Genomic DNA, 20,775 nt, shown 5'->3' with positions numbered 1-20,775 from the left:
GCCCCGGAGGCACTCGGAGACCCGTGGCACCACGGAACCTCCGGAGCCCCCGTCGCTCCCGGTGGCTTCGGAGGGCCCGGAAGCCACGGCACGCCCGCAGGACTCGGAGCGCCGACCGCACCCGGAGCGCCGAGCACACCCGCGGCGCCCGGCGGCCCCGGCGTACACGATGGCCCCGGCGTGCACGATGGATCCGGCGTACGCGACGGCTCCGGCTCGCGGGGCGTCCCCGCCGCCCGTACGTCTTCCGCGCCTCCGTCTCCGTCCGCGGCCCCCCGCCCCGCGATTCAGCGAGCCTCCGTCCGCGGCCAGATCCTCGACGCGCTGCGGGCCGCCCTCGTGGCCGGCGAACTCGCCCCCGGTGAGGTCTACTCGGCCCCCGCGCTCGGCGAGAGCTTCGGCGTCTCGGCGACGCCCGTGCGCGAGGCCATGCAGCAACTCGCCGTCGAGGGAGCCGTCGAGGTCGTACCGAACCGGGGCTTCCGCGTGGTCGAGCGCGGCGCCCGCGAACTGGCCGAACTCGCCGAGATCCGCGGGCTGATCGAGGCGCCCGTGATGCTGCGGCTGGCCCGCACCCTGCCGGCCGACGACTGGGAGGACCTGCGCCCCCTCGCGGAGGAGACGGCCCGGGCGGCGGCCGTCGGCTGCCGGGCGACGTACGCCGAGGCCGACCGCGCCTTCCACCGGGCGCTGCTCGCCCTCGCGGGCAACGAGCAACTCCTGCGCATCGCGGACGACCTCCACCGGCGGGCGCAGTGGCCCCTCGGCGGAAGCCCCACGGCCCGCGCCCGCCTTGAGCTGATGGCGGACGCGGCGCAGCACCTCGCCCTTCTGGACGCCCTGTCCGCGCAGGACCTGTCGGCGGTCGAGGCCCTGCTGCGGGAGCACTTCGTCAGCATGTGAGCGCGCCCCCCAAGGGGCGCGGGGCTGTGACATCCGCGGCTCCGCCGCTGGGCGCCACCAGCCCCCACTCACCGAACACGACACACAGGCCGGCGGCAGCCAAGCGGCTCAGCCGGCTCAGGCCGTTGCCGCCGGTGGCGTCAACTGGTCCGCCAGCCACGTCGGTACGCCTCCCAGGAGGCGGAACAGGCGTCCCGCCTCGGCGCGCAGCCGGGTGGCCTCCGGCTCGCTCTCCGCGTCGGCCAGGGAGGCGAGGGCCGGAGCCGTGCCCACCAGATAGCCCAACTCCTCCCGGATACGCAGGGATTCACCGAAGCCGTGCCGGGCCTCCGCCAACTCGCCCTCGCGCAGGGCGAGTCCGGCGAGATGGCGCCAGGTGAAGGAGAGCAGGAGGGAGTTGTCCTGGGCGGTGGCGCCGGCGTGGGCGCGGCGGTAGGCGGCGCGCGCGGACTGCGGGGAGTGGGCGAGGTTCTCGGCGAGCAGCCCGCGCCGGAAGTCGAGCAGGGCCCGGCCCGGAGCGCCCGGCGCGATCAGAGCCGCCGCACGGCCGAGCGCGGCCCGAGCCTCGTCGGCCCGGTCGCGGACGGCGAGCAGTGTGGACGCGTACGCGAGCTGCCCGCGCTCGCACGCCGCGGCGCCCCGCTCGTCGTCGGACTGGGCCAGCGCCTCCGCCGTACGCAACGCGTCCTCCGCCTCCGCCCAGCCCTGCTCGGTGTAGAGGCACCGCTCGACGAGGAGCGAGGCCCGCTGGAGCGCGGCCGATGCCGTGTGCGGTTCGAGGAGCGCCGCCGCGTCGGCCCAGCAGGCGCGTGAGCGCAGCCGCCACACCGCGGTCTGGAGTGGATCGTCCCCGGCAGTCGTCCCGTAACCAGACATGGCGGTATGCGCCACGTTGCCCTCCCCGAGCACGCCATTGAGCTGTTGAGTGGTGGCGGCATCTCAGCACGAATGCACTCGCCCGGCCAAGGGGGTGGGTGAAGGATTTCACAAAGTCGTGGGACAAGGGGTGCGATGGCGAAGGCACTTGGTGCCATCTGCCGCATACGCTTGTGACCTCAGCTCATCCGCAACGCGAGGAAGAAGTCGAGCTTGTCCTCCAGGCGGGAAAGATCGCGACTCGTCAACTGTTCGATGCGTCCCACCCGGTAACGCAGCGTGTTGACGTGCAGGTGCAGACGGGCCGCACACCGGGTCCAGGAGCCGTCGCAGTCGAGGAACGCCTCAAGGGTCGGGATCAGCTCGGCGCGGTGGCGCCGGTCGTAGTCGCGGAGGGGATCGAGGAGCCGCGCTGTGAAGGCGCGACGCACGTCGTCCGGAACGAAGGGCAGGAGCAGGACGTGCGACGCCAGCTCCTGGTGCCCGGCCGCGCACACCCGGCCCGCCCGCGCCGCCGCGACCCGGCGCGCGTGCCGGGCCTCCTCCAGAGCGCCGCGCAGCCCCTCCGCCGAGTGCACGGAGGCGCTGACGCCGAGCGTGAGCCGCCCGTCGTCGTCTAGGCCGGCCGACAGCGGGTCCCGTACGGCCGCCAGGAGGGTGTCCGCGTGCAGCCCGGCCTCCGAGCCGTCGTGCTCCGAGGAAACCGCCGGAAGCGGTACGAGCGCGATGGCCTCCTCACCCGTATGGGCGACCGCGATCCGGTCGGACGGTTCGGGACCCGACGACAGCGGGTCGACGAGGATCTCCTCAAGGAGCGCCTGCGCCACCGGACCGCCCTCGATCTCCCCGCCGTCCCACTCGACCCGGGCGACCACGACCTGCCAGTGCGGGGCCGCGCCGAGCCCCGGCAGCAGCACGGGCGCCGCGACCCGCAGCCGTGCCGCGATCTCGCCGGGCGCGGCACCGGCCTGCACCAGTTCGAGGACCTCCTGCGCGAGCCGCCGCCGCACCGTGCGTGCCGCGTCGCGGCGGTCCCGCTCCACGGAGATCAGCTGGGTCACGCCCTCCAGCAGGTCGAGCCGCTCCGCCGGCCAGTCCCCGGCATCGGCCTCGACCGCGAGCAGCCAGTCCGACAGAACCGTCTCGCGGACGTCCCGGGCGCCCGGTGCGCCCGCGACACCCGCCGTGCCCGTGCCCCGGCCGGTGCTGCGGATCGGGAAGAGCGAGTACGTCGTACCGCCCACCGCCACCCGGTACGGCCCGCGCCGCCCGGTGCGGACCGCCGCCAGATGCTCGCCGGCCAGTGCAGCGCACACCGCGCTGGGCAGTCCCGGCTCGGCACCGGGGGAGCCCGCGATGAGGCGCCCGGCGGGGGAGAGCACCCAGGCCCGCAGGTCCAGGTCGGAGCCGAGCAGATCCAGGACCACGTCCGGGCCGCCGCCCGCGGGACCCGAGGTCATCATCCGCCGGTGCCGGTCCACCACGGCCGCCAGATCCCCGGCACGCTCGCCCGACACCTGCCGTACGACGTGCTCGGTGATCGTCGCGAAGGCCACCGACTCGTTGACGGCGAACAACGGCAGCCGGTGCCGCGCACAGGCCGCCACCAGGTCCTCCGGGACGCAGCCCAGTTCGGCCTCGCCCGCGGCCAGCGCGGTGACCCCGGCGCTCGCGAGGATCCGTACGAAGGGCTCCGAATCGGTGGCGTCGCGGCGCCAGGCGAGCCCCGTGAGCACCAGCTCGCCGCCCGAGAGGTAGCGGCTGGGATCCCGCAGGTCCGTGGTCATCACGCCACGGACCGTGCGGTCCAGCTCGTCCTCGCCGCCGAGCAGCAGCAGGCCCAGCGCGTCCGTGTCCAGCAGTGCGCGCAGCCGCATTCTCGTCGCCGCCGTTCTGTCTCGAAAACTACGATGGATCTGGATGGTTCTGGAGGGACCCGAGGATGGGTGCCCCGTGCACGGGCTCCCGGAATCCGCAGCGTGGGCCCGAGGGGTCCGGTGGACGGTGGTTCCGGCCCCCATGGCCTGTGTCCTGGGCTTTCGCGACATGTGGTCGCTGATTCCCGAGGCCGCGTGTGGTGTTTCCCTGGGAAAGCGGGGAGGTTACCGATGACCTCTGTTCATACGAATCTACAAGATGCGCGCCCTGGCCAGCGAACTCCTTCATGGTTTCGGTGACTGACCCAGGTGCGGGACGGCGCTGTGTACTGATTTCAATACACGTGAACAACGTATGAACGAGCCGGGCCCGCCGCACACGAACTGGCTTGAACAGAACCATCCACGAGACGAAGAAGAGAGCCGGTCATGGACTTCCTTCGCCCCGCCAGCTGGGAGGAGGCGCTCGCCGCGAAGGCCGAGCACCCCACCGCTGTGCCGATTGCGGGTGGCACCGACGTGATGGTCGAGATCAACTTCGACCACCGCCGGCCCGAGTACCTGCTGGACCTGAACCGCATCGGCGAACTGGGTGAGTGGGAGGTCGGCGAGGAGTCCGTCCGCCTCGGCGCCTCCGTCCCGTACACGGCGATCATGGAGCGGCTGCGCGGCGAGCTGCCCGGCCTGGCCCTCGCCTCCCACACGGTGGCCTCCCCGCAGATCCGCAACCGCGGCGGCGTCGGCGGCAACCTCGGCACCGCCTCCCCGGCCGGCGACGCCCACCCCGCCCTCCTCGCGGCGGGCGCGGAGGTCGAGGTCGAGTCCGTTAGGGGCTCCCGGCTCATCCCGATCGACGCCTTCTACACCGGGGTGAAGCGCAACGCCCTCGCCGCCGACGAGCTCATCCGGGCCGTCCACATCAAGAAGGCCGACGGCCCGCAGCAGTACTCGAAGGTCGGCACCCGCAACGCCATGGTGATCGCGGTCTGCGCCTTCGGTCTCGCCCTGCACCCCGACACCCGCACGGTCCGCACCGGCATCGGCTCGGCCGCGCCCACGCCCGTACGGGCCAAGGCCGCCGAGGAGTTCCTGAACGCGGCGCTCGAAGAGGGCGGCTTCTGGGACAACGGCAGGATCATCACCCCGTCGGTCGCCAAGCAGTTCGCCCAGTTGTGCTCGGCCGCCTGCAACCCGATCGACGACGTCCGGGGCACGGCGAGCTACCGCCGCCACGCGGTCGGCATCATGGCCCGCCGCACGCTCACCTGGACGTGGGAGTCGTACCGCGGCACCGCCGCCCGCACGGAGGGAGTCGCGTAATGCGCGTCAATTTCACGGTCAACGGCCGTCCGCAGGAAGCCGACGACGTCTGGGAGGGCGAGAGCCTGCTCTACGTCCTGCGCGAGCGCATGGGTCTGCCCGGCTCCAAGAACGCCTGCGAGCAGGGCGAGTGCGGCTCCTGCACGGTCCGCCTGGACGGCGTACCGGTCTGTTCGTGTCTGGTCGCGGCCGGCCAGGTCGAGGGCCGCGAGGTCGTCACCGTCGAGGGCCTCGCCGACTTCGCCGAACAGCGCGCGGAGCACGGGAGTTGCGCTTCCGGAGCTTCCGGAGCCTGCGGTACGCCCTTGGACGCGGCGAAACAATGGGAGGCCAGGCCTTCCGACTCGCAGGCCGGAGAGGGCACCGAACTCTCCCCGATCCAGCAGGCGTTCATCGACGCCGGCGCCGTCCAGTGCGGCTTCTGCACGCCCGGCCTGCTGGTCGCCGCCGACGAGATGCTGGAGCGCAACCCGACCCCGAGCGACGCGGACATCCGCGAGGCGCTGTCGGGCAACCTCTGCCGCTGCACCGGCTACGAGAAGATCATGGACGCGGTCCGCCTGGCGGCCGCCCGACAGGGAGAGGCGGTCTGACGATGGCCGGCAAAAGCGCCCCCCTCGGCACGCCCACCAAGGTCACCCAGGGTTCCCGGACCAAGGGCGGCATCGGCGAGTCCACCCTCCGCCCGGACGGCATCCTCAAGGTCACAGGCGAGTTCGCGTACTCCTCCGACATGTGGCACGAGGACATGCTCTGGGGCCAGATCCTGCGCTCCACGGTCGCGCACGCCGAGATCGTCTCCATCGACACGGTCGAGGCGCTGAAGACCCCCGGCGTCTACGCCGTCATGACGTACGACGACCTGCCGACCGAGGTGAAGAACTACGGCCTGGAGATCCAGGACACCCCGGTGCTCGCGCACGGCAAGGTCCGCCACCACGGTGAGCCGGTCGCGATCGTCGCCGCCGACCACCCGGAGACCGCGCGCCGCGCCGCCGCCAAGATCAAGGTCGAGTACCGCGAACTCCCGGTCATCACCGACGAGTCGTCCGCGACCGCGCCCGACGCGATCCTCGTCCACGAGGGCCGCGACGACCACCACGCCGGCCACGTCCCGCACCCGAACATCGTGCACCGCCAGCCGATCATCCGCGGTGACGTCGAGGCGGCCCGTGAGCGAGCCGACTTCGTCGTCGAGGGTGAGTACACCTTCGGCATGCAGGACCAGGCATTCCTCGGCCCCGAGTCCGGCCTCGCCGTGCCCGCCGAGGACGGCGGCGTCGACCTCTACGTCGCCACCCAGTGGCTGCACGCGGACCTCAAGCAGATCGCGCCCGTCCTCGGCCTGCCCGAGGACAAGGTCCGCATGACGCTCTCCGGCGTCGGTGGCGCGTTCGGCGGCCGCGAGGACCTGTCGATGCAGATCCACGCCTGCCTCCTGGCACTGCGCACGGGCAAGCCGGTCAAGATCGTCTACAACCGCTTCGAGTCCTTCTTCGGCCATGTCCACCGCCACCCCGCGAAGCTCCACTACGAGCACGGGGCGACCAGGGACGGCAAACTCACGCACATGAAGTGCCGCATCGTCCTGGACGGCGGCGCCTACGCGTCGTCCTCCCCGGCGGTCGTCGGCAACGCGGCGTCCCTCGCGGTCGGCCCGTACGTACTCGAAGACGTCGACATCGAGGCCATCGCCCTCTACTCCAACAACCCGCCCTGCGGCGCCATGCGCGGCTTCGGCGCGGTCCAGGCGTGCTTCGCCTACGAGGCGCAGATGGACAAGCTCGCCGACAAGGTGGGCATGGACCGGGTCGAGTTCCGCCGGCTGAACGCGATGTCCCAGGGCACGGTCATGCCGACCGGCCAGAGCGTCGACTCCCCGGCCCCGGTCGCCGAACTCCTGCGCCGTGTCAAGGCGATGCCCCTGCCGCCGGAGCAGCAGTGGCTCGCGGCCGGCGAGGCGGCGGACGTCCGCCAACTGCCCGGCGGCCTCTCCAACACCACCCACGGCGAAGGCGTCGTACGAGGCGTCGGCTACGCGGTCGGCATCAAGAACGTCGGCTTCTCAGAGGGCTTCGACGACTACTCGACTGCCAAGGTCCGCATGGAAGTTGTCGGCGGCGAACCGGTGGCCACCGTCCACACCGCGATGGCGGAGGTCGGCCAGGGCGGCGTCACCGTCCACGCGCAGATCGCCCGCACCGAACTGGGCGTCGCCCAGGTGACGATCCACCCGGCCGACACCCAGGTGGGCTCGGCCGGTTCGACCTCCGCGTCCCGCCAGACGTACGTCACCGGCGGCGCCGTCAAGAACTCCTGCGAGCTGGTCCGCGAGAAGGTCCTGGAGATCGGCCGCCGCAAGTTCGGCTCGTACCACCCCGCCTGGGCCACCGCCGAACTGCTCCTGGAGGGCGGCAAGGTCGTCACCGACGGCGGCGAGGTGCTGGCCGACCTGGTGGACGTACTCGAAGGCGAGGCCGTCGAGGTCGAGGAGGAGTGGCGGCACCGGCCGACCGAGCCCTTCGACCTCCGTACGGGCCAGGGCTTCGGCCATGTCCAGTACTCCTTCGCCGCCCACCGCGCGGTCGTCGAGGTGGACACCGAGCTGGGCCTGGTGAAGGTCATCGAACTGGCCTGCGCCCAGGACGTCGGCAAGGCGCTCAACCCGCTGTCCGTCATCGGCCAGATCCAGGGCGGTACGACCCAGGGCCTGGGCATCGCGGTCATGGAAGAGATCATCGTTGACCCGAAGACGGCCAAGGTCAGGAACCCTTCCTTCACCGACTACCTCATCCCCACGATCCTCGACACGCCGACCATCCCCGTCGACGTGCTCGAACTCGCCGACGACCACGCGCCGTACGGGCTCCGTGGCGTCGGCGAGGCACCGACCCTGTCGTCAACTCCGGCTGTCCTCGCGGCAATCCGGAACGCGACGGGCTTGGAGCTCAACCGGACGCCGGTCCGACCGGAACACCTCACCGGCACCTAGGGCCCTTCTGATGGATCTCCGCGGCGTCGCGACGCCCGGCACGCACGCTCGCCGCACGGCGCGAAGGGCCAGGTGGCTCCGCCACATGACCCTCCACACCGCACGCCGATCGCACGCACCGACCGCCGCTCCTTCTCCCACGGAGATCCATCAGAAGGGCCCTAGCCCTCCGGGGGTTGAAAGAAGAGTTTCTCCGGGGGGACTCCGCCCCCCAACCCCCCTTTGTTCGTCTCGGGCCGTCCCCCGGGTCGTGCATGCACCTTCCCAAAGCCCGCGCCGCCACGGCGGCTTGCGCGGGTGCCCCTTTGAACCTTGGGAGACGGCACCATGACCCAGCAGTCACTGGAGCCCAGGACCACAGCCGAAGACGCGGGTACGGGTACCCGCGTCCCGGCCGGCAGGTCCTGGCTCGACCGGTACTTTCACATATCCAAGCGAGGCAGCTCGGTCGCGCGTGAGGTGCGCGGCGGCGTCACGACCTTCATGGCGATGGCGTACATCCTGCTGCTCAACCCCCTGATCCTGTCCGGCAAGGACGCGGCGGGGGACACGCTCGGCCAGCAGGCCCTGATCACCGCGACCGCGTTCGCCGCGGCCTTCACCACGCTCCTGATGGGCTTCTTCGGCAAGGTGCCGCTCGCCCTGGCCGCGGGACTCTCCGTCTCCGGCGTCCTGTCCTCGCAGGTCGCACCTCAGATGACCTGGCCGCAGGCCATGGGCATGTGTGTGATGTACGGCGTCGTGATCATGCTCTTGGTGGTCACCGGGCTGCGCGAGATGATCATGAACGCGATCCCGCTGGCCCTGAAGCACGCGATCACGATGGGCATCGGCCTGTTCGTCGCCCTCATCGGCCTGGTGAAGGCCGGCTTCGTCCACCAGGGCAAGGCGACCCCGCTCTCCCTCGGTGCGACCGGTGAACTCGCCGGCTGGCCGGTCCTGCTGTTCGCCGTCACCCTGCTCGCCATCTTCATGCTCCAGGCACGCGGCATCCCCGGCGCGATCCTGATCGGCATCGTCGGCGGCACCGTACTCGCCGTCGTCCTCAACGCACTTGACGTCATCGACCCCAAGCAGTGGGCCAGCGGCACGCCCGAGCTGCACGGCAGCGCGGTGTCCATGCCGGACTTCTCGATCTTCGGAGACGTGGAGTTCGGCGGCTGGGGCCAGGTAGGCGCGATGACGGTCGGCATGATCGTCTTCACCCTGGTCCTCGCCGGGTTCTTCGACGCGATGGCCACCATCATCGGCGTCGGCACCGAGGCCGAACTGGCCGACGACAAGGGCCGGATGCCGGGCCTGTCCAAGGCGCTGTTCATCGACGGCGCCGGCGGTGCGATCGGCGGCGTCTCGGGCGCCTCCGGCCAGACGGTGTTCGTGGAGTCCGCGACAGGCGTCGGCGAAGGCGCCCGCACCGGCCTTTCGTCCGTCATCACGGGCCTGTTCTTCGCGGCCTGTCTGTTCTTCACCCCACTGACGGCGATCGTCCCCGGCGAGGTCGCTGCCGCGGCCCTGGTCGTCATCGGCGCCATGATGATGATGAACGCCCGGCACGTCGACTGGGCCGACCGCGCCACCGCGATCCCGGTCTTCCTGACGGTCGTGATCATGCCGTTCACGTACTCCATCACCGCGGGCGTCGCGGCCGGAGTCATCAGTTACGTCGCCATCAAGGTCGCCCAGGGCAGGGCCCGGGAGATCGGGGCGTTCATGTGGGGCCTGACGGCGATCTTCGTCGTCTACTTCGCCCTGAACCCGATCGAGAGCTGGATGGGCGTGCATTAGGCACCCGGGCGCCCACGCATCCGCTGCCCTCCCCACAACCACCGTCAGGAGACCGAGACATGCTGGACATCGCCGAAGAGCTGCACCGGTGGGTCGAGCAGGGACGCGACTTCGCCGTGGCCACCGTGGTGGCCGTCGGCGGCAGCGCGCCCCGCCGCCCGGGCGCCGCCCTGGCCGTCGATTCCGACGGCACGGCGATCGGCTCGGTCTCCGGCGGCTGTGTGGAGGGCGCGGTGTACGAGCTGTGCCAACAGGCGTTGGCGGACGGGAAGCCGGTCCTCGAACGCTTCGGCTACAGCGACGACGACGCGTTCGCCGTGGGCCTGACCTGCGGCGGCATCATCGACATCCTGGTGACCCCGGTACGCGCCGAGGACTCCAACCGGGCGATCCTCGCTCCGGCTTTCGCCGCTGCCGCGCGTGGGGAGGCGGCGGCAGTGGCGCGTATCGTCTCCGGACCTACGGAGCTAGTGGGCCGAGCCGTGCTGGTTGGCCCGGAAGGCTCGTACGAGGGCGGATTCGGCGCACACCCCGAGCTGGACCGCACCGTCATGGGGGAGGCGCGGGCCTTCCTGGACGCGGGCCGCACGGGCACCCTGGAGATCGGAGAGCAGGGCTCTCGCTGCGGAGCACCGCTCACACTTCTTGTCGAGTCGTCGGTCCCGCCACCCCGGATGATCGTCTTCGGCGCGATCGACTTCGCCTCCGCCCTGGTCCGCATCGGCAAGTTCCTGAACTACCGCGTCACGGTGTGCGACGCCCGCCCGGTCTTCGCGACCTCGGCGCGCTTCCCGGAGGCCGACGAGATCGTGGTCGACTGGCCGCACCGCTACCTGGAGCGCACGCAGGTGGACGCCCGCACGGTCCTGTGCGTCCTGACCCACGACGCCAAGTTCGACGTACCCCTCCTCCAACTCGCACTTCGTCTCCCCGTGGCGTACGTAGGCGCGATGGGCTCCCGCCGCACCCACCTGGACCGCAACGAACGCCTCCGCGAAGTCGGCGTCACCGAGCTGGAGTTGGCCCGGCTCAGGTCTCCCATCGGGCTGGACCTGGGTGCTCGTACGCCCGAGGAGACGGCCCTGTCCATAGCCTCGGAGATCGTCGCGAACAGGCGAGGCGGCACCGGAATCCCACTGACCGGCGCCCACACCCCCATCCACCACGACATGTCGTCGACACCGAAGCCCACCGCGCGAATAGGTGCGGTGGCCTGACGCACGCGCACCCGCCCCGGTCGAGGCACCAACCCGTGGTGCCGGCCTGCGGGGGGCTGATCAGACGTGGGCGAGCAGCCGCTCCAACGGCCGAGGCGTCCGCTCCAGATCCAGACTCTCGACCATCCCGCGCGCGTACTGGGCCTTGCGGCCACTGTGTGTCCCCAGAAACCTCCGCAGTTGCTGCTCCACGGTCCGCTCCCGCTGAGCGGGCTGGTTCCGGAAGGTACGGAACGGCCGTGACTCCCCCTGATCCACCACCACCTGCTGCACGACCTCGACGCCCAGGGACCGGATCAACTCGTCCTCCAGATCCACGTCGCACACGTAGAAGCCGAGCGGTTCCAGCCCCTCGGGCGGGATGTCGGAACCGAGCCCGGCCCGCTCCAGCGCGCGCCGGAAGAAGCGCTCCTCCCCGACATCGCACAAGCCGGCCAGCCGCACCCCGAGCCCCTGAGGCCCACACAGATCGACGAACCTGCCGACACTGGTCGCACCCCCGAGCGGCACGACCGACACACCCTCACCATCCAGATCCCGACCACGCCGCACGGCCAACGCCTCGACGGCGACCTGATCACTGCCCCCTTCGACGAGCACGACCGTACGCAGCCCGACCCCACCGGCCAGCTCCCGCGCGGCCACGGCAGCCGCCGACGCCCCCACCCCACCGGCCGCCCACTCGACAACGGCCCGACGGAATCTCTCCATGTCGCTCATGGAATCCAGTCTCGCAACTTCACTCGGCCGCACTCCACAGACTTTTGGCATCCGTAGGACCGCGTTGTCAGTGGGGGCTGAGATCGTGCCCCCGTGAGTGAACTGGTCGAGCATGTCGACGAGCAAACCCCCGCTACCGACGGCCAGCCCATGCCGACCGCCCAGTACTCGAACCGCCCATTCAACAAGCCGCCGGCCAACCGGTGCTCTTCGAGGCCGAGCGAGATTGGTACCCACTGAGCGTCACTCCAGGACCCTGACCTGCCTTCACGGCTGCGGCAGCTCAGTGTTGAGTCTGTCGGCAGGCACTCGCTCGATGCGGGTCCAGCCCCTCCAGCCCCGCTCCTCCAGGATCGCCAACAGCCGCGCAGCGTGCGGTGAGGACTCGACCATGGTTGAGTCCAGCAGGTCGACGAACTGGTCGTCGATGCCGTCGTCGGCACCCACCTCGCCGGCTTCCACAGCGAGAATCATCAAGCGCTCCATGATGTCGGCGACTTCGACGATCCGCGGATCGTCGGCCGGCCAGTCGAGTGCCCCGCTGAGAAGGCTGTAGAGCTTCACCATGTCGGGGTCGTCCAGCTCCTCGTGCTTCTTGGCGATCACGGAGTCGATCGAATGCGGCACCTGGGCGGCGATCATGATCCAGGCGTCCCGCTCCATCTCGATGTACCGCTCCTCAACGCCGAGACCGCGCAGCCGGTCGAGGTAGTCCACAACGCTCTGCGGAAGCGCCAGGTGCTCTCCGGCGGCAAGCCTGGCGAGTCGGCTGCGAGTGTTCTGCAGCCGCCGGATCTCGGCGCGCAGGGCCTTGTCGATCTCCTGAACGCCGCCGGCGAAGTCCTCCGGGCCGGCGGCGAGGAGTTCCTGCACCCGAGCCAGCGGCACGCCGGCGTCTGCGAGGGTGCGGATCCGGATCAGTCGCACGACCGCGACAGCGTCGTAGGTCCGGTATCCGGACCGGTCGCGCTTGGGCTCCGGCAGCAACCCGATCCGGTGGTAGTGGCGTACCGCCCGCACCGTCACCCCGGCGTACTCCGCAAGCTGGCTGATGGTGAGCATGGGTCTCAGCCTGCCTCAGGCGATCTTCCGGCGATAGGCGGCCATCGCGAAGATGTACGCCACGACGAGGATGCCGACGCACCACGCTAGGGCGGTCCAGATGTCGTCGCCGACCGGCTTCTGGGCGAACAGGTTGCGGATCGTGTTGACGATCGACGTCACCGGCTGATGTTCGGCGAACCAGCGCACCGGGCCGGGCATCGTCTTTGTGGGCACGAATGCCGAACTGACGAAAGGCAGGAAGATGAGCGGGTAGGCGAACGCGCCCGCTCCCTCGACCGTCGACGCAGAGAGCCCGGGAATCACGGCGAGCCAGGTCAGCGCCAGGGTGAACAGGAGCAGGATGCCGGCGACCGCGAGCCATGCAGACACTCCTGCCCCGGAGCGGAAGCCCATGAGCACAGCGACGCCCACGACGAGCACGAGCGCGATCAGGTTGGCGACCAGAGAGGTGACGACGTGGGCCCACAGCACACCCGACCGAGCGATCGGCATGGACTGGAATCGTTCGAAGATCCCGCTCTTCACATCGGTGAACAGCCGGTACGCGGTGTAGGAGATGCCTGAGGCGATGGTCATGAGCAGGATGCCGGGCAGCATGTAGTTCACATACGAAACCGACCCGGTATCGATGGCGCCGCCGAACACGTAGACGAACATCAACATCATGGCGACCGGCGTGATGGCGGTCGTGATGATGGTGTCCATGCTGCGTGTGACATGGCGCAGGGTCCGCCCCGTGAGCGCGACAGTGTCGTTGAAGAAGTACGCGGTCATCGTCGTCCCCCAGTTGTCGTGCCAGTGATGTCGCTCTTGTCCATGCCTCCGATGACTGCGAGGAAGATCTCCTCGAGAGTCGGCTGCTTCTCGACGTACTCGACCTTGGCGGGTGGGAAGAGCTGCTTGAGCTCGGCGAGAGTGCCGTTCACGATGATCCGGCCCTGGTGGAGGATCGCGATCCGGTCGGCCAGCTGCTCGGCCTCGTCCAGATACTGCGTGGTGAGCAGCACCGTCGTTCCATCGCCGGCAAGCTCCTTGACCGCATCCCACACCTCGATGCGGGCCTCGGGGTCAAGACCGGCCGTCGGCTCATCCAGGAAAATCACCGGCGAATTCCCTATGAGGCTCATCGCGATGTCCAGCCGGCGGCGCATCCCACCCGAATACGTGGACACTCGCCGCGCGCCCGCCTCGCTCAGCGAAAAACGCCTCAGCAGGTCATCCGCGATCGCGCCCGGGTCCTCGACGTGGCGCAGCCTGGCGACGAGGGCGAGGTTCTCCCGACCGCTGAGGATCTCGTCAACGGCCGCGAACTGCCCGGTGAGACTGATGGACTCCCGCACGTTCGCCGGTTGCGTGGCAACGTCGAAGCCATTGACGCTCGCCGCCCCCGCCTCGGCTTTCAGGAGCGTGGCGAGGATTCTCACAGTCGTGGTCTTGCCCGCCCCGTTGGAACCGAGCAGGGCGAAGATGCTGCCCGGCGCCACGTCGAAGTCCACACCGCGCAGCACTTCGAGCTTCCCGTACGACTTCTTGAGACCTTGCACGCGAATCGCCGGACCGGCGATCGATTGGGCTGTCATGGTCATCTGCCTCCTTCGCGGAGCTGTTCCAGGCGACTGCGTGGAAGCTCCTCCCAGGAAGGATGGAGGGTTGACCCAGCGTCAAGGTCAAGCCCGTCCCGACCACGGCATCCAGATCGCCGGTCGGCCAGACACATCGCCGCAATGACGGGCCGCTCGCCCCGATCTCGTTCGGCCGCGAACCCGCCATGCTCAGAGCTGTCGATGACCCACTCCCACTCGGGTTCCTGCTACTCCTCGCCCAGAAAGCAACGAACCCGCCCGCTCCGGTCGGCGGCGCCGTGGGACGTGGGCGAGTCGTACGAGGCGGCGGCCCGCGAGCTGACGGAAGAACTGGGCGTCCGTGTGCCGGTGCACTTCCTCTTCAAGTTCCTTTGCCGGGAGGGGATCAGTCCCATATGGCTCGGAGTGCATGATGCCGTCGACGAATGGCGCTTCGTCCCGGCGGGACAGGAAGCCCTGCGCCAGTATCTGGAGTACGGATTCGAGACTCTCAGGGCCGCACCAACAGCAACCGCACAACCCGCCCGAACACCCGCCGGGCCACCCACCCCACCAAGGAATCAAAAATCCGAGGCACCCCCCGCACCCTCAACTCCTCCCGCCACACCACCCGCGAACCACCGCCGACCCCCGAACCCACCTCGATCTCGGCCCACCCGGTGACAAAGCTCCCCCGCTTGACGAGCCGACAGAACCCGCTCCGCTCGCCCAGGGGCGGCCGCCAGACGACAACCTCCATACGATCGTCGAACCCCACCCGCCCCACCCCCGTCCGCGCCACGAACACGGTGCCTTCTCCGCCAGTCCTTGCCCCCGTCACCACAAAGACCCGGGTCAACGGCACCACATCGGCATGCCGCTCCCACAGCGTGAGCCGCCGCCACGCTTCACCGGCACTGAGGACACTGTCCCGTCGCACACAAAACTGAACCACGCCAGGATCGTATGCACTGAGCCGAGCCGCACCCGCCGACGCACCCGGGGCGGGGCCGTGCCGGTATGTCAACGTTCGCGACGTACGGCTCCCGCTGGAAACGCCCACCAAGGAGACTCAGGGCAGTACGCCCGGAAGTCGCGAACGTGACATACCGGCACGGCCCCGCCCCACCGCACCGGACCAGAAGCGCCCTATGGCCGCCCCGAACTCATCCGGCACCATGACCCCCAGCCCGCCCGACGACCTCAGACGTCCAACAGATCCCGCACCCGAACAGGCAGCCCGGTCTCGAACGACTCGTTGGCGGCGAGCCCGGTGACCAACGACTTAGCCCCGTCAACGGCGTCGGCCGCCCGCCCCAGTGCATCCCTACCGGACCGGGGACCGAACAGATCGGCCAGCATCCGCACATCCCCACCCCCATGCCCACCCTGGGCGGCACCCTCCCCGCCGCCAACCTTCACCTCACGAGGCGGCTCCCAGAACCGCCGCAACAGCAACTCCGTACGCCCGACCTCATCCCCCACAGCCGCCCCGTGCATAACAGGACTTGCCCCATCGGCCCGCACCCCCGACCGAGTCCACGTCGACTCCTCCACCAACAACTCCAGCCGTCCCTCACTCCCGTTGAAGGCGACGCGATACCCCTCCCAGGGGGAGTAGGCGGTCAGGTGGTAGCTCAGCGACGCCCCAGAGGCGTACCGCACAAGCACAGCCATGTCGTCCTCGATGCTCACCCCGGGCCCGAACACGTTCTGGTCGCGGTGATACCCGTCCTCGGCCTCCGCCTCCAGATAGAGCGCACGCAGCACCTCGGAGTCCGCAAGTCGCACCGCGAAGGGATCATCCTCCGCCGCAGCAGCCCCATGAGCCCGGGCATAGGGCCGAGCGAGCCCCCGCCGCCGCCCGGCGTCCTCGCCGTAGAAGAACAGCCCGCCCTGTGCGAACACGGTTTCCGGCTCCGTGCCCAACCACCAGTTGACCAGGTCGAAGTGATGCGTGGCCTTGTGCACCATCAGTCCACCGGAGTTGGCCTTGTCCCGGTGCCACCGCCGGAAGTAGTCCGCGCCGTGCCGCAGATCGAGAAGCCACTCGAAGTGCACCGACCCGACCTCACCGATCTCCCCGGCCGCGATGACTTCCCGTACGGCCGAATGCACCGGGTTGTAGCGGTAGTTGAAGGCCACCCGCACATCACCCCCGGTCCGCCGCCGGGCATCGAGAATGCGGCGGGCGTTGTCGGCGTCCGTGGTCATCGGCTTCTCCGTGACGACGTCGCACCCCGCCTCCAGCGCCCGCACGATGTAGTCGTCGTGGGTGCGGTCGACACTGCACACCACCACGAGATCCACCCGCTCACGCCGCAGCATCACCTCGAACTCCTCGGCGGAGTAGGCGGGCACGGGCCCCCGCCCAGGATGATCGGCCGCGATCCAGTCGTTGTGGACGGCCATACGGCGGGAGTTGACGTCACAGAAGCCCACCAGCTCGATCCGGTCCGAGTACGGCCCGGTCAGCGCCTCGGTGAACATCCGCGCACGGGCACCCAACCCCACCACGGCACAACGACGACGCTTCTCTTCGGCAGACGCGACAGACGCGGCAGACGCGGCAGACGCGACAGGCGAGACGGGCGCGACGGCTGCGCCAGAAGCGATGCACGGGTCTTGTTCTGACATCAGGACCTTCCCTAGGGTCGTACCGGGGGGTGGAAGCGCTTTCTAGCGAAAGAGGTGACCCACTCATGCCCGGAAACAGGACAAGGAAGTCCTGGCAGTTCCGCGGAACGGCCGTGGTCCTTGCGCTCAGCGCAGCGGTCCTCACGGGCTGCTCCGACACGGGCGAGTCGAGCAGCGCAGGCGGCAACGTCGTTCTGCGCTACACCTGGTGGGGCAACCCGGACAGAGCGGCCCGAACCCAGGAGGCCATCGACCTCTTCGAGAAGAAGTACCCGGACATCGCTGTCCAGGCCTCCTTCTCCGGCTACGACGCCTACAAGCAGAAGCTCGCCACCCAGGCCGCCGGCGGCGACGCCCCCGACGTGATGCAGCTCGACTACCGGATGATCGACCAGTACGCGTCCGGCGGCGTCCTCCTCGACCTGGGGAAGCAACAGGCCGTACGGACCGAGGAGTTCGACCGCGGCCTGCTCGCCACGGGGGTCGTGGACGGCAAGCAGTACGCGGTCCCCCAGGCCCGCGGCACGGAGACCGTCGCGTACGACACCAAGGCGTGGGAGGCGTCCGGTGTCGAGAAGCCGCGGAAGGGCTGGACCTGGAGCGACTGGGCCGACGCCATGCGCGCCCTCGCCGAGGAGACCGGAAAACCCGGCGCCACCGACCCGGGCCAGAGCGAGGACGTCTTCGAGGTGTGGCTCCGCGGCCAGGGCAAGGCCCTCTACACCAAGGATCGTGAACTCGGCTTCACCGCAGAGGACTTGACGCGCTGGTGGACCTTCACCGACAGACTCCGCCGCGAGGGTGCGGTGTCGCCCGCCGAGCAGACCACCCAGCTCGACGGAGCCGTCGAGAACACCGCGCTCGGCCGCGGCAAGGCTGTCTCCGACTTCAACTGGGACGCCCCGTCGAGCGGTTACACGGCCCTCGTCCCTACCGGAGTGACCCTCGCACCGATGCCGTCCGGCGAGGACGGCACCCCCGGCCAGTACTTCAAGCCGTCGATGTTCATGGGGGTCGCGGCCGACTCGGGCCATCCCGAGGAGTCGGCCAAACTCATCGACTTCATGCTGAACGACAGGGAGGCCGCGAAGATCCTGGGCGCGACCCGCGGAATCCCGGTCAACGAGTCGATCCGCACGACACTGGCCCCCGAACTGAAGGACTTCGACAAGACGGTCGCCGACTACCAGGCGTCCGTGGACGGAACCCTCAACTCCCCGCCACAGGCGCCGCCTTCGGGCGACAGCGCCCTGCAGACCACCTTCCAGCGGGACTACGACCAGGTGTCCTACGAGCAGATGTCGCCCCGCGAGGCGGCCGAGGACTACGTCACCGAGGCGAAGGCGGAGCTGAGGTCATGACCACCACCGAGATGCCGGCAACCGCCCGTACCGGCAAGCCTTCCACGCCACCGAAGCGACCCGGCAAACGCCAACGCGAGGGCGCTGCCTGGGTGTTCCTCTCCCCATGGGTCCTCGGCGCCGCCGTGCTGACCCTGCTCCCGATGGCCGTCTCGCTCTATCTCTCCTTCACCGACTACGACTTGTTCAACCCGCCCCGGTGGGTGGGCCTGCGCAACTACACGCAGATGTTCACCGAGGACCCGCGCTACTGGCGGTCGGTCGTCGCGACCCTCACGTACGTCGTCATCGCCGTGCTCCTCCAACTCGGCCTCGCCCTGGTCGTCGCGCTCGCGCTGAAGTCCATGCGACGCGGCAGGGCGTTCTACCGCTCGGCCTTCTACGCGCCCTCCCTGCTCGGCGCCTCCATGTCCATCGCGCTGGTGTGGCGGGCGGTGTTCAACGACGGCGGCACGGTCGACAACCTGCTGGGCACGGGCGGCTGGGTCAACCGGCCGGGCTGGGCGCTGTTCGCCGTCGCCCTGCTGACGGTGTGGCAGTTCGGCGCCCCCATGGTCATCTTCCTCGCCGGACTCCAGCAGATCCCCTCGGAGCTGTACGAGGCGGCGGCCGTGGACGGAGCGAGCCGCCGGCGCCAGTTCCTGTCCATCACCGTGCCCATGCTCTCCCCGGTGATCTTCTTCAACCTGGTGCTCCAGACCATCCAGGCCTTCCAGGTCTTCACCCCCGCGTTCGCGGTGAGCGCGGGCAAGGGCGGCCCCGCCGACTCGACGCTCTTCTACACGCTCTACCTCTACGACCGCGGCTTCGTCGCCTCCCACATGGGCTACGCCTCCGCGATGGCCTGGGTACTGCTCCTCGTCATCGGCGCGGTCACCGCCGTACTGTTCCGGACCTCGCGCTCCTGGGTCTTCTACGCGTCCGACACCGAAGGGGGAGTCCGATGACCACCGCAACTCCCGCCGTGCGCAAGCCCGTTGCCCGGCGCCGCGTCGCCCTGCACCTCGGCTGCCTGGCCGCGCTGCTCGTGATGCTGTACCCGCTGGCATGGCTGCTCGCGACCTCGCTCAAGCCCGCCGACGAGGTGATCGCCAGCCTCGACCTGCTGCCCAGCAGCCTGGAGTGGTCCAACTACAAGACGGCCCTCGACGGCGTGAACGACGTCTCCGTGTGGCAGTTGCTCGGCAACTCGCTGTTCATCGCGGGCGGCGCGGTCGTCGGCAACGTACTGAGCTGCTCGCTGGCCGCGTACGCCTTCGCCCGGCTGCGATTCCGCTTCCGCGGCCCGCTGTTCGCCTTCATGATCGCGACGATCATGCTGCCGCACCACGCCGTACTGATCCCGCAGTACGTCATCTTCAACCAGCTCGGCATGGTGAACACCTACTGGCCGCTGATCCTGCCCAAGTTCCTTGCCACGGAGGCCTTTTTCGTCTTCCTCATCGTGCAGTTCATGCGGGGGCTGCCGCGAGAGCTGGAGGAGGCGGCGCGGATCGACGGCTGCGGCCCGTTCAGGAGCTTCTTCCTGGTGATCCTGCCGCTGACGCGACCCGCGCTGATCACGACCGCGATCTTCACCTTCATCTGGACCTGGAACGACTTCTTCACCCAGCTGATCTACCTCTTCTCACCGGAGAAGTTCACGCTCACGCTGGCGCTCAGGTCGTTCGTGGACGCCTCCAGCCAGTCCGCGTTCGGTCCGATGTTCGCCATGTCGGTGATCGCCCTCCTCCCGATCGTCCTGTTCTTCCTCGCCTTCCAGCGGTTCCTGGTCGAGGGCATGGCGAACTCCGGGATCAAGGGATGAGCGCAGGACAGGCCCGCGAGACGGGCGAGATCTTCGGGCCGCGCATGACGCTGTTCGCCGACGTGCTGAGCGTCGGCGTCTGCACGGCCCTCGTGTCGCTGCCGGTCGTCACCCTGCCGGCGGCACTGTCCACGGCGTGCGCGGTGCTGCGCGGCGCCCGGGAGGAGCAACCGGCCACGGCGGGACGGTACTTGACGATGCTGCGTCGCCGTCTGCGCGCCGGGGACCTCGCGGCCGGGACGCTGTTACTGGCCGGCGTCCTGCTGCTCTGGGCGGACCTCGCCCTGGCCCGCGCCGGACTGCCGGGTGCCCCGCTGTTCGCGATCGTCGCCGCCGCCATCGGCGCGTACGCGGCCGTCGTGGGCCTTCGCGCCTGCGGGCGCCCCGAGTCGCTCACCGACTGGCGGGCGGCCGTGGCCGGGGCCGCCCGGGACTCCGTACGGGACGTGGGCGGCAGCGGTCTCGTCCTGCTCGCCGTCGCGGCGGCCGTGTTGTGCGCCTGGATGCTGCTGCCGCTGGCGTTCCTGGCGCCGGGACCACTGGCGCTGGCGCTCACGGCGGTCGACGTACGGATGCCGCACCGGCCAGGAGGGGGCCAGGAGGGATGACAGCACTGCCCGAGTGACGTACGCCATAGGCCCGTGCCGGAACTC

General features: G+C 69.8%; 17 protein-coding genes. 10 read left to right on the top strand and 7 right to left on the bottom strand.

Annotated elements, in window-relative coordinates; all coding sequences use genetic code 11:
* Positions 1-180 precede the first annotated feature (180 nt).
* Positions 181-903: a GntR family transcriptional regulator gene (locus ACH4YP_RS12960; protein ID WP_398490818.1), complete on the top strand. Its 723-nt coding sequence runs from the start codon at positions 181-183 to the stop codon at positions 901-903.
* A gap of 117 nt (positions 904-1,020) precedes the next feature.
* On the opposite strand, the gene ACH4YP_RS12955 is transcribed toward ACH4YP_RS12960, so the two are convergent.
* Positions 1,021-1,794 (bottom strand): hypothetical protein, encoded by a 774-nt coding sequence (locus ACH4YP_RS12955; protein WP_361067210.1) that lies wholly within the window; start codon positions 1,792-1,794, stop codon positions 1,021-1,023.
* A 164-nt stretch (positions 1,795-1,958) separates the two neighbouring features.
* Positions 1,959-3,656 carry a PucR family transcriptional regulator gene (locus ACH4YP_RS12950; protein ID WP_398490581.1) on the bottom strand — a complete coding sequence of 566 codons (1,698 nt, stop codon included), beginning with the start codon at positions 3,654-3,656 and terminating at the stop codon, positions 1,959-1,961.
* 429 nt (positions 3,657-4,085) lie between these two features.
* On the opposite strand from ACH4YP_RS12950, the gene ACH4YP_RS12945 reads away from it, so the two are divergent.
* The 5 genes from ACH4YP_RS12945 (at position 4,086) to ACH4YP_RS12925 (ending at position 10,970) form a co-directional block, all read left to right on the top strand.
* On the top strand, positions 4,086-4,976 hold the full coding sequence (locus ACH4YP_RS12945; RefSeq protein WP_398490580.1) for an FAD binding domain-containing protein: 891 nt from the start codon (positions 4,086-4,088) through the stop codon (positions 4,974-4,976).
* Positions 4,976-5,569, top strand: a complete 594-nt coding sequence (locus ACH4YP_RS12940; protein ID WP_361067219.1) for a (2Fe-2S)-binding protein — start codon at positions 4,976-4,978, stop codon at positions 5,567-5,569. The genes ACH4YP_RS12945 and ACH4YP_RS12940 overlap by 1 nt, the downstream gene beginning before the upstream one ends.
* Positions 5,570-5,571: 2 nt before the next feature.
* A complete protein-coding gene (locus ACH4YP_RS12935) occupies positions 5,572-7,968 on the top strand; it encodes a xanthine dehydrogenase family protein molybdopterin-binding subunit (RefSeq protein WP_398490579.1) in 2,397 nt (798 codons plus the stop codon).
* Between the two features lie 327 nt (positions 7,969-8,295).
* Entirely contained in the window at positions 8,296-9,753 is a 1,458-nt protein-coding gene (locus ACH4YP_RS12930) for an NCS2 family permease (protein WP_361072804.1), read from the top strand.
* A 59-nt stretch (positions 9,754-9,812) separates the two neighbouring features.
* Entirely contained in the window at positions 9,813-10,970 is a 1,158-nt protein-coding gene (locus ACH4YP_RS12925; protein ID WP_398490578.1) for an XdhC family protein, read from the top strand.
* Between the two features lie 60 nt (positions 10,971-11,030).
* Here the strand turns inward: ACH4YP_RS12925 and ACH4YP_RS12920 are convergent, their stop codons facing one another.
* The 5 genes from ACH4YP_RS12920 to ACH4YP_RS12900 all read right to left on the bottom strand — a co-directional run bounded on the left by ACH4YP_RS12920 (position 11,031) and on the right by ACH4YP_RS12900 (position 16,954).
* Positions 11,031-11,690: a TOPRIM nucleotidyl transferase/hydrolase domain-containing protein gene (locus ACH4YP_RS12920; protein WP_361072798.1), complete on the bottom strand. Its 660-nt coding sequence runs from the start codon at positions 11,688-11,690 to the stop codon at positions 11,031-11,033.
* Between the two features lie 267 nt (positions 11,691-11,957).
* Positions 11,958-12,752, bottom strand: a complete 795-nt coding sequence (locus ACH4YP_RS12915) for a MerR family transcriptional regulator (RefSeq protein WP_398490577.1) — start codon at positions 12,750-12,752, stop codon at positions 11,958-11,960.
* Positions 12,753-12,767: 15 nt separating this feature from the next.
* Positions 12,768-13,529 (bottom strand): ABC transporter permease, encoded by a 762-nt coding sequence (locus ACH4YP_RS12910; protein WP_361072792.1) that lies wholly within the window; start codon positions 13,527-13,529, stop codon positions 12,768-12,770.
* On the bottom strand, positions 13,526-14,335 hold the full coding sequence (locus tag ACH4YP_RS12905; protein WP_361072806.1) for an ATP-binding cassette domain-containing protein: 810 nt from the start codon (positions 14,333-14,335) through the stop codon (positions 13,526-13,528). The genes ACH4YP_RS12910 and ACH4YP_RS12905 overlap by 4 nt, the downstream gene beginning before the upstream one ends.
* A 1,185-nt stretch (positions 14,336-15,520) precedes the next feature.
* Positions 15,521-16,954, bottom strand: a complete 1,434-nt coding sequence (locus tag ACH4YP_RS12900) for a Gfo/Idh/MocA family protein (protein ID WP_398490576.1) — start codon at positions 16,952-16,954, stop codon at positions 15,521-15,523.
* Between the two features lie 65 nt (positions 16,955-17,019).
* On the opposite strand from ACH4YP_RS12900, the gene ACH4YP_RS12895 reads away from it, so the two are divergent.
* The 4 genes from ACH4YP_RS12895 to ACH4YP_RS12880 are packed head-to-tail and all read left to right on the top strand — an operon-like array spanning position 17,020 to position 20,730.
* On the top strand, positions 17,020-18,315 hold the full coding sequence (locus ACH4YP_RS12895; protein WP_361071341.1) for an ABC transporter substrate-binding protein: 1,296 nt from the start codon (positions 17,020-17,022) through the stop codon (positions 18,313-18,315).
* Entirely contained in the window at positions 18,312-19,262 is a 951-nt protein-coding gene (locus ACH4YP_RS12890; RefSeq protein ID WP_398490575.1) for a carbohydrate ABC transporter permease, read from the top strand. The genes ACH4YP_RS12895 and ACH4YP_RS12890 overlap by 4 nt, the downstream gene beginning before the upstream one ends.
* The gene (locus ACH4YP_RS12885) at positions 19,259-20,122 is read left to right on the top strand and encodes a carbohydrate ABC transporter permease (protein WP_398490574.1); all 864 of its coding nucleotides are present in this window, start codon (positions 19,259-19,261) and stop codon (positions 20,120-20,122) included. Before ACH4YP_RS12890 ends, ACH4YP_RS12885 begins: the two co-directional genes overlap by 4 nt.
* Positions 20,119-20,730 carry a hypothetical protein gene (locus ACH4YP_RS12880; RefSeq protein WP_398490573.1) on the top strand — a complete coding sequence of 204 codons (612 nt, stop codon included), beginning with the start codon at positions 20,119-20,121 and terminating at the stop codon, positions 20,728-20,730. The genes ACH4YP_RS12885 and ACH4YP_RS12880 overlap by 4 nt, the downstream gene beginning before the upstream one ends.
* Positions 20,731-20,775: the final 45 nt, after the last annotated feature.

The organism is Streptomyces sp. NPDC020747, assembly GCF_044334695.1.
Lineage (GTDB): Bacteria > Actinomycetota > Actinomycetes > Streptomycetales > Streptomycetaceae > Streptomyces.
Note: the sequence above shows the minus strand (reverse complement) of the source record. Positions and strands in the feature narration are given on the sequence as shown.